General features: G+C 37.3%; 8 protein-coding genes and 2 pseudogenes. 2 read left to right on the forward strand and 8 right to left on the reverse strand.

Annotated features, from left to right (window positions below; genetic code table 11):
* Nucleotides 1–208: 208 nt before the first annotated feature.
* The 8 genes and pseudogenes from B371_RS0103945 to B371_RS0103980 all read right to left on the reverse strand — a co-directional run bounded on the left by B371_RS0103945 (nucleotide 209) and on the right by B371_RS0103980 (nucleotide 6,813).
* Nucleotides 209–991, reverse strand: a complete 783-nt coding sequence (locus B371_RS0103945) for an ABC transporter permease (RefSeq protein WP_019413003.1) — start codon at nucleotides 989–991, stop codon at nucleotides 209–211.
* Nucleotides 988–1,890, reverse strand: a pseudogene (locus B371_RS21240) (ATP-binding cassette domain-containing protein). The gene B371_RS0103945 and the pseudogene B371_RS21240 overlap by 4 nt, the downstream one beginning before the upstream one ends.
* The gene (locus B371_RS0103955) at nucleotides 1,887–2,087 is read right to left on the reverse strand and encodes a PLD nuclease N-terminal domain-containing protein (RefSeq protein WP_019413006.1); all 201 of its coding nucleotides are present in this window, start codon (nucleotides 2,085–2,087) and stop codon (nucleotides 1,887–1,889) included. Before B371_RS0103955 ends, B371_RS21240 begins: the two are co-directional and overlap by 4 nt.
* Before the next feature lie 17 nt (nucleotides 2,088–2,104).
* Nucleotides 2,105–3,211 (reverse strand): DUF1648 domain-containing protein, encoded by a 1,107-nt coding sequence (locus B371_RS0103960; RefSeq protein WP_019413007.1) that lies wholly within the window; start codon nucleotides 3,209–3,211, stop codon nucleotides 2,105–2,107.
* A complete protein-coding gene (locus tag B371_RS0103965; RefSeq protein WP_019413008.1) occupies nucleotides 3,208–3,597 on the reverse strand; it encodes a GntR family transcriptional regulator in 390 nt (129 codons plus the stop codon). Before B371_RS0103965 ends, B371_RS0103960 begins: the two co-directional genes overlap by 4 nt.
* Nucleotides 3,598–3,732: 135 nt before the next feature.
* On the reverse strand, nucleotides 3,733–4,464 hold the full coding sequence (locus B371_RS0103970; protein WP_019413009.1) for a class I SAM-dependent methyltransferase: 732 nt from the start codon (nucleotides 4,462–4,464) through the stop codon (nucleotides 3,733–3,735).
* A 209-nt stretch (nucleotides 4,465–4,673) separates the two neighbouring features.
* A pseudogene (locus B371_RS21245) lies at nucleotides 4,674–5,126 on the reverse strand (SRPBCC family protein).
* A 55-nt stretch (nucleotides 5,127–5,181) separates the two neighbouring features.
* Nucleotides 5,182–6,813 carry a diguanylate cyclase domain-containing protein gene (locus tag B371_RS0103980; RefSeq protein WP_019413011.1) on the reverse strand — a complete coding sequence of 544 codons (1,632 nt, stop codon included), beginning with the start codon at nucleotides 6,811–6,813 and terminating at the stop codon, nucleotides 5,182–5,184.
* A 194-nt stretch (nucleotides 6,814–7,007) separates the two neighbouring features.
* On the opposite strand from B371_RS0103980, the gene B371_RS0103985 reads away from it, so the two are divergent.
* Nucleotides 7,008–7,754, forward strand: coding sequence for a FixH family protein (locus tag B371_RS0103985; RefSeq protein WP_019413012.1), 747 nt, complete (start codon nucleotides 7,008–7,010; stop codon nucleotides 7,752–7,754).
* A gap of 773 nt (nucleotides 7,755–8,527) precedes the next feature.
* Nucleotides 8,528–9,094, forward strand: coding sequence for a GNAT family N-acetyltransferase (locus B371_RS0103990; protein WP_019413013.1), 567 nt, complete (start codon nucleotides 8,528–8,530; stop codon nucleotides 9,092–9,094).
* Nucleotides 9,095–9,228: the final 134 nt, after the last annotated feature.

The raw sequence follows: 9,228 nt of genomic DNA on the forward strand, positions 1-9,228 counted from the left end.
AAGAGTTTGTTTTATGTGTTTTTAACCATTTAGAGCAGCGGGAAGGACTTCCTAACAACACTTTTTCTACATTGTTGAATCAATATGGTTTTCTAGAGAAACACTATTGTCCTTTTCACCATTTATTTAGAAAGGACAATAGTGAATAAAACATACAATAAATCTAACATTTTTAATTGCTTCCATTCATTTTGAAGGATATTTCAATTTACACTTTTGTTTTCAGCGAATTTCGTTTTGACATCCATACTCCGAATGCAACCAAAGCAATGATTGCCATAGTAGTTACGATTATACTCCACCAGAAATCAGTTAAATCTGGAGATCCAGTTAACCACTGTGTCGCATAAATTGATACCTTCCATGGTGATACCGTCCAATATGCTCCGAGTAGAGAATCGATTAATTGAACGCCTAGAACCAATACAAGTGATATCCCTGCAGCACCTCCAGTTGGTAACCATGCACTTGCATCTAAAACTACACTTACGACGAATAAGATCCATACACTATAGGTGCCTGTAAATGCGAAGAAGTTTGAGGGATCGACATTGCCAAATAAGAGTTCTGTGTAATACCAACTCGTCAACAACCCGAGCCAGACACTCCCTAATACAATGATGCTAACGACTTTCCATTTACTGAGGAAATAACTTAGATACGAAATGGGTCTTACATAAATTAATGTTCCCGTTCCGTTTTTACGCTCTCTGGATACCGTCCCCATGAATGCTAGCACGATGACCAGCATACCAATGAATTGATATTGCCCCATTGTGGACATCAAAACTTGTTGAGGTGTAAATTCAGGAAATGGGAACTTTGCATCTTTCGGAATATTCCCGACTGTCTCTAATATCTGTGGCAAGTAATGATTCATTACCGGTTCGGTGATACCAAAGAAAATGAAAATCAGTGGAATCCACAAGATTTTAAAATTGCGGGTGTTTTCACGCCATTCTTTTTGGAATAAAACTACTAAGTCTTTCATCCGCGGCCCGCCACCTTAATAAATATTTCTTCTAAACTTGTAGTTTGACGTTCCACTTTCAGAACTCCTAAACCACTGGTAGCTAAATAACCTAATACTTCTTTCATCTCTGGCGTATCATTGCTCATTTTGATAGTGGCAAATGGTCCTTTATAATTCATCTCCCATGGAGCTCTTGCTGCAAAAGTGAGCGCATCTTGCTCGCTAATAAATTCCACGCGATAACGTGGAGAATCATATTTCGCCCGTACATCACCCAGTGATCCTTGTTCTACTAAATGTCCTTTTCTTAAAAATAATACTTGATCCGTCATTTCTTCCGCATCGTTCAAAATATGCGTGGAATACAATATTGTCATGGTTTGTTGTAAGTTTTTCAGTAAATCCATGATTTCACGTCTTCCAACAGGATCAAGTGCGGAAACAGGCTCATCTAGCAATAACAGCTTCGGTTTGTGAACAATGGCTTGCGCCAAACCAAGGCGTTGCTTCATACCACCTGAAAAAGTGCCTGTTTTTTTTCGTAACGCTTCTCCAAGTCCAACAAATTCCAACGTTTTTTGGGCTTCAATTTTTGAATTACGTATGTCCATTCCACTTAATTTCGCTGCCATTTCAGTAAACTCTAATGCGGTTAACCAAGTAAAGAACTGTGGATATTATGGTAAAAACCCAACGGACTTTCGTACATCCACATGTTCTTCGCCATTTAACAAAATGGTTCCTGTTGTTGGCTTCAATAATCCCGCTAACATGGATAATGTCGTAGTTTTGCCTGATCCATTAGCTCCGATTAAAGCAGTCGATGAATTTTCTGCTAGTGAAAAACTTACTTCATTCACAGCCTGTTCTTTTCCGTATATTTTCGTCAGTTTATTTGCTTCTAAGATTGGCATCATAATTGCTTTCTTCCTAAAATGAAATACAGTATTGGTCCCAAAATATTGACGAAAATAATGATTAAAGCCCAGAGCCATTTCGGTCCGTTTGTATCATTTATTTTCGATAAATCAATAAGTGCTATGATTAGTAATATCAATTGAATAATAAATATTGGTGCGATGATACCCCAAGGAATTTCCTGTAATAAGTCCATTTCTCTCACTCCTTTTTTTAAAGTACTATTGCAATAAGTGCAATAGTTCCAAATAACAATCCAAGAAAAATCCAACTACCTTTATGTCCCATGTTTACAGTCCACCCAATACCAAACCGCTTTTCAACTAGAATACTCGGGTCGTCTTTATTTATATATATCAACCCCATCTTCCAGTATTTATCATCGTCCGCATCGATGACACCTTTTTGGTTTATTTCATGAGTAGTAATAGAAATCCTGGTGCCGCTTTGCCCCACTATTACTGTGTAATATAATACCGATCCTAAAATGACAATCAAAAATCCAATGGTGAAGGCAAGTGTAACTCCTGATGACATAATTTCCGGAGCAATGATTGTCAGTTGTAAATAGCCCATCAGCAATGTTACCGAAATCGTCACGACAAATAATAACCAACTTGAATACTTCCGAAAAGCAAGTTGCTGCTCACGTGAACGCTTTTTCTGTTGAACTTGAATCTTCGAACCAGATTGTTTCATCGCGCTATTGAAAAACAACAACATTCCTTGTAAAACAAGTGTCATTAAAGGCAACGAACTAACGGAAAACCAGCTTTTTTCAGCGAAACCATCTGCTTCCCCATCCGGTCCCCAGTGTATGGGGATTTGACCTGGTAACGTTTCATATTGAGTTAATCCATAGATACCTAAAGTGATCGGCACAAGCATTGGGAGGATAAAGAATATATTGGGTAACAGTTTTAGTTGTTCTCGAAACTGTAGATCTACGACTTTTCTTTCAATTTGCCCTGATGTCCATTTCTCCGTCTTTTTCCAATTAGATAGCGTAATATGATTTTTTGCGTATAACCCAATAGAGAAAACAACTGCCAAGATTTGAGCAACCATTCCTAATAACACGATATGTTGATCTGAAGGACGTAACAACAATAACCAACCTATAAAAAACAGGATAATTGCCATTCCACCAGTTAACAAGACCTTTGTATAACGACTTTTCATTTTGACAATACGGCTGTCATTTACATGTGTATCTGGAATATATACCCCGAATACTTCACTTGCTTTTAAAAACTTCGGTAAAAAAGCTTGAATGACAATGATGAAGAGTAAAATTAGAATAAATATAATTGCAGTCATAACGACTTCTCCTTCAAATCGGTAATAATTTCTTTCACTAATAATTTGATTTCCTCTTGAGACATTTGAAGACACAGAGCTTCTGCAACGATTGGACGCAATTCTTGTTTCAAACGATTGCGGTCAGCAGCTGAGGCTTCGCGAATACCTTTTGCATGTATAACCACACCTTTTTTCTGGACAATTCGAATAAATTCTTTCTCTTCTAGATAGTGATAGGCCTTATTCACAGTGTGCATATTCATACCAAGATCTGCAGCAAACGCACGAACGGATGGCAATGAATCGCCGGGTTTCAAGCTTCCTTTTGCCAACCCTTCAATAATTTGTTGGACCAATTGTAAATAAATTGGCACGGACGAATTTGCTTCTATTTCAATGAACATATGCGCCTCCCTTCTGTTCTATTATAATTAGAACAGTTTTGTTATACATATAATAGAACAGGTTATTAATTGATGTCAAGTAAAGATAAATAAAAAAACACTACCAAAATAGGCAGTGGTTTCATTTATAACTTCTTATTTTTCACAAGCAAACAGTAAGAAAAGAGGAATTCTCATTCGTCGCTTATATTCACTTTCATCAGCAAATTCTTCAGTTCTTGGCGTACCTTCTCTAATATCTCCAACCTTAAAGCCAGCTTGTTTTAAAAGTTGGTAATACTCTTCAATCGTCCGATGATATTTAACCACTTTTTTATTAATCCAAGGTTCTACTCTTTCACCGCTATTAAAATAATCATCTACGATCCAATCGGTTTTTGAGGAAGAGACTGCAGCACTTTTAATTGAAGAAGTTAATATAGGATGTTGCACACTAAATATGAACTTTCCATTACTTGCCAATGAACTATGAACTTCTTTAAATAAAACCTTTAAATCCGCTAGATAATGTAGAGCTAATCGGGAAACCACTAAATCATAATTGCTTGATTGGAAAGACCATGTTTCCATTGGGGAAAGATGTACATTACCTACTGTCCCATCTAAATTTTTAGTAGCTTCTTTTTGCATGTTTTCCGAACCTTCTACTCCGTCATACGAGAAACATCCTTTTTTTAGAAGTTCTACTCCAAATAAAGCGTCTCCACATCCTAAATCTAATACTTTTAAGCCTTTCACATCACCAATCATATCAAGCAATATTGGTTTTTCAATAACATTGTTTGGACTTTCCTTACGATTTCTTCTGGATATGTAATTATCGAAAAATTGATTGTCGTTATAAGAAGATGCACCTTTATACTCCATTCATTTCCCTCCCAAGTAGATAAACCTAAATAATAATATCATAAAGCTTGGGGAAATCAATACTTATTAATTTCCTGGATTAAACTTTTAGAAAAAATGGATGCTTCGTTTCGATTAGATGACCGAATCTGATTGCGTATATTTTAGTTGTATAATCACCACATGAAGAAAATATGTCAAAGAAACGAGAGGTCTTTCCCCTCAAGTTCTTACTTAACCTCTGCTATCTTCTTTAATTCATTTGCACGAGAAACAATAAACTTCCTCATATAATTTTCTAAGAACAACCAATCTGCTAACTACCCTATTACTCCAAATGGGGATTTATATTCAAAAGTATCTTCCATAATTGTTCCTGTTGAACTCTCTACAAATCTATGTGTATGAGTGAAGGAATGAAAAGCACCTTTAACGAGTACATCGGTAAAGGTGTACGGAACTTCCATTTCTGTGATTTGAGCTGTTAATCTCTGTTTAAATCCAAGATGAACGGCTTCCCATGTGACACAATCACCCTTATTAAGTAACCCTGCTGTAATCCCTCCTACTGCTCTTTCCTTTGTATTCGATGTGGTTTTTGTGTGTGTCTCTACGTCTCTAGCGAGATTAAAACATCGATTGATGGATGCTTCTATATAAATGGAATGGTTTATTATTGGCATCTTCGATCTCCTATTTTAGAAATTGGCACCCTAATGACAGTCAGCTGAGACAGCCTCATACATGACTTTTTCCTCTGTTTGTGTAGAAGGTCCCTTGATTCTTTCCATTTTCTTTTGACACGTAAAGTGCTTCATCAGCTAGATGCATCGTTTCAATAGGGTGGTCGCTATCTAGTGGATAAATAGCAGCACCAACACTACATCCAACTTCTACTGTTACTTCTTCCAACTGAATTGGTTCTCTAATTAATAAAATCATTTTATTCATGAATTTTTGCCCTTCTTGTCGTGGGTCCTTTGTTGTACTAGTTGAAAGAAAGACAAATTCATCGCCCCCTAGTCGATACACAAATTGCTCTTCACTTGTAATTGAGGTTAAACGTTCAGCTATTACCTTCAAAACATTATCTCCTGAAAGGTGACCATATTGATCATTTACCTGTTTAAAACCGTCTAAATCTATGAAAAATATAAGCCACTGCTTGTCACTATCAAGTACCGTGGTTTTCATTTTGTCATACAAAGCAATCCGATTGGGTAGACCTGTTAATGTATCTTGATGCGCAAGAGATTCCATTTTTGTTAATGCTGTCTGTGTTGCAGTAATTGTTAGCACCATGTTTCGAATTGATAGGGATAACCCCTCTACCTCTTTAATCCCACGAATAATAGGCATTTCATGAATCTTTCCTTCACCAATCTCACGAGCAGCCATGGTGATTTTTCGTAATGGTCGTGCGATTTGATTGGCTAATATCCAACCAATAATTGAGAATAACACAATTGCCACTGCACCAATGATAATCATGAAAATTTCCAATTTGTTAATGCCAGCATATGCTTCTTCAATTGGTTGACGCACGATAACATGCCATCCTAGTCCATCAAAATCTGAATAGCCTTCACCTCTTGCATAACCAGTTACATAGTTTTTATTATCACCCCAAGTCGTTTCTATCCAGTTGTTACTTGCGGATTGTAAGTTTTTCAACAGTCCTGTATTTAGTGGTTGTCCCACGAGATGATCCGCCCCTAAAAGAATGGTTCGATCTCGATTACTGACGATTAAGAGTTCCAACTTCTTTTGCTGATCAGTTGACTCCATTAAGGTTTGTCTAACCTCTTCAGCCCATTCCCAACTTAAGTGGGTAGCAAATACGCCATGAAAAACACCTTTTTCATTAATTATGGGTACACTAATATCAACAAATTGTAATGGTCGACTTGAAGGATTTGGAAGCAGTTTGGATAATAAGACGGCCTCGTGCACGTCCCCAATAAACGGCTTTTCTAACGCTTCTAAAAATACAGGACGTTCCGCTATAGACGCTCCTTTTAATATGTCATCACTTGACCCAATTACTGTACCTTTTGCATCTGTTAGTCCAATCCATGAAAATGATGGGGATTTTTCTTGTAACTCATCTATTAATTGTTGTGCTTCTTCTATGTTTTGATTTCTAAAAGCTGGTAACCCACTGATTAATTGGACTTCGTTAAATCGAGCGGCCATAAACAAATCAAGTTTATCTGCCAATTGAAATGAGTGCCCTGCTAAAGACTGACCCACTTCTTTTCGGACTTCTTCTCCTGCTCGATCTGTAAAAACTGACCCTATAAAAAAGGTTAGCAAGGTTAGCATACTCGCAAATAAAATGGTCATAATTGTTCGTAAATGTACTGACACTTTATAACCTCCAGCCCTTGTTACTAAAATATTATTTTATCATGACCTACCTGAAAAATCGCATTATTTTCACATATACAATTTACCTTACAATATACCTTGAAATAGTTTTTAAGTGTTCAATACTTTGTCACTGCAACAATTGCAACGATTTGCTACAATAATTGCATAAAGAAGGAATGAGGAATAACCTGATGAAACAGTTTTTTTTAATCGGCTCTATACTAGGTGCTATACTTTTAAGTGCTTGTGGGGTAACTGAAGAACCTATAAAAACAACTTCTGACGAAGTGCCTGAAATGGTTGAGGTGGATTTAACAGTCCCTCAAACAGCCATCTTGGGTGAAGAAATCACCTTTACTGCCGCGGTTACACAAGGACAGGAAATTGTTGAAGATGCTGATGAAGTGATGTTTGAAGTCAAGAACACAATCTCAGGAGAAAAAGAGATGATTGAAGCTTCATTAAACGATGATAAACATTATGCAATTAACTATTCATTTGAAACAACTGGCACGTATGATATCACGTCACATGTAGCAGCACGGAATTTACATGTAATGCCAACTAAACAAATTATTGTGACAGATGGCGATGAAGATTCTGAAACAAATGAAACACCAGCACACGGTGATACCCATCATCATGATCAAGCGGCCACCATTGAATTTACAGAGGGTACAACTACTGTCGGAAAGGCTACCTTGTTAGTAACCAACGTCTCACTATCGGGCACACCACTAGAAGGAGCCCGTGTTCGATATGATATTTCACGAGAAGGCGATGATCACCATGCATGGCTAGAAGTTTCTGAACTAGAAGCGGGTACTTATCAGACCGAGTTTACATTTACTGAGTTAGGCACCTACGAAATTGAAATCCATGTGACAAAAGGCGACGACTTGCATGAACATGTGATAAAAACGTATCTGGTGGAATAAAAAAAGCAAAGCATCTTCTAGTTCCACGCTGGTTAAGTGTAACTAGAATTGATCAATTTGAAATAATTATTCTGCTACTGGTACGCTCGGCCGAAGATCTATGAGAATACTGTAAAGTTACTTAAAGAGGTTGTTCAAAAAGTCCGCTAAAAATAGCTGTCGTATCTCTTCGTTGGCTTGCTTCTCTGCTCCTCACGTATCAACACCATACCCTCCGGTGCTCGAAGGCTACGCCGCCTCGGCCTACTCGGCTCTTTTTATGCTCCTTTTTGAACACGCACTTAAAGAGAAAAAAGCTAACCACAATGTGGATTAGCTTTTTTTGTATCTTTTGAAGCGTACACTTCAACAATTGAAATTAAATTAAAGGTTGCCTTAATAGATATTTCCCCCTATTTATTACGCCGTTGGAAATGGAAGTTGAATTGTTTCATATCAATGCAGTTATGCTTACGTGGGCAATTTATGGTGTAGCCGTTGACTGGTAGCACCATAGCCGGATGCGTACATTGGTTTGGCGTTACCAACCCTTATGAAAATGGTATCTAAAACCAAAAATTTAAAACACACGACCAATTAACCTTATGTTTCGGACAGATCATATTGATTTGCTAGAGAGGCTATGAAATAATAGCTATAAAAATCGGCATGTAAATCTTCATCGATTAACACAATAGAATAAGATAACGTTCTATATATATGAACTGAAAAACACTCATCCGAAACATAAGAATAATGAATCGCAAATAGTAGATGATGGGAGATTAAACGCAATGACTTTACATATAAGAAGAGCAAGACCAACGGATGCAGCAGTAGCTGTGCCTCTAATCATCGAGGCTATCGGAGAAATTGCAGAACAAATGACAGGAGAGACAAGTCCAGCTTCCGTGGAACAAGAACTTGTTGCCTTATTTAGACGAGAAGATAATCGGCATTCTTACTTACACACTGTCGTAGCTGAACGGCAGGAATCTGTTGTAGCGGTAATGGTACTCTATTCAGGTATAGATGCACTTACACTCGATGAAAATTTGATTCAATGGTTATATAAAAAAAGTGGACAACTCACTTCGATTCCTCCAGAAGCTCGCATAGATGAATATTATATTGATACCATTTGTGTACATCCGGACTTCCGTGGTCAAGCAACCGGTAGTTTATTACTATCCCACGCAGATCAAGTTGCTCGAGACGCTGGGTTTTCAAAAGTTGTGCTGAATGTGGAACCACAAAAAGAAGCTGCGATTCGTCTATATAAACGTATGGGTTACCAAGTATCCGGACCTTGGGTAATCTATGGAGGGACATTTTATCATATGAGCAAGGAATTGACTTAAATTATTGGATAATTTATTTGGAAGAAGGACTTTATTCCAAATAATGAAACTTTTTTTTATATAATTCGTAAAGAAATATGACAATCGCAATAATGATAAGAAAACCCGGGCAAAATACGCCCGGTCCTTTTAAG

It is taken from the genome of Paenisporosarcina sp. TG20 (genome assembly GCF_000286315.1).
In the GTDB taxonomy this organism is placed as follows: Bacteria; Bacillota; Bacilli; order Bacillales_A; family Planococcaceae; genus Paenisporosarcina.

Bases quoted from the DNA above. Each gene is read 5' to 3' on its own strand.
- B371_RS0103945 (WP_019413003.1), bottom strand. From the start codon at position 991: ATGAAAGACTTAGTAGTTTTATTCCAAAAAGAATGGCGTGAAAACACC.
- B371_RS0103955 (WP_019413006.1), bottom strand. From the start codon at position 2,087: ATGGACTTATTACAGGAAATTCCTTGGGGTATCATCGCACCAATATTT.
- B371_RS0103960 (WP_019413007.1), bottom strand. From the start codon at position 3,211: ATGACTGCAATTATATTTATTCTAATTTTACTCTTCATCATTGTCATT.
- B371_RS0103965 (WP_019413008.1), bottom strand. From the start codon at position 3,597: ATGTTCATTGAAATAGAAGCAAATTCGTCCGTGCCAATTTATTTACAA.
- B371_RS0103970 (WP_019413009.1), bottom strand. From the start codon at position 4,464: ATGGAGTATAAAGGTGCATCTTCTTATAACGACAATCAATTTTTCGAT.
- B371_RS0103985 (WP_019413012.1), top strand. From the start codon at position 7,008: ATGAAACAGTTTTTTTTAATCGGCTCTATACTAGGTGCTATACTTTTA.
- B371_RS0103990 (WP_019413013.1), top strand. From the start codon at position 8,528: ATGACTTTACATATAAGAAGAGCAAGACCAACGGATGCAGCAGTAGCT.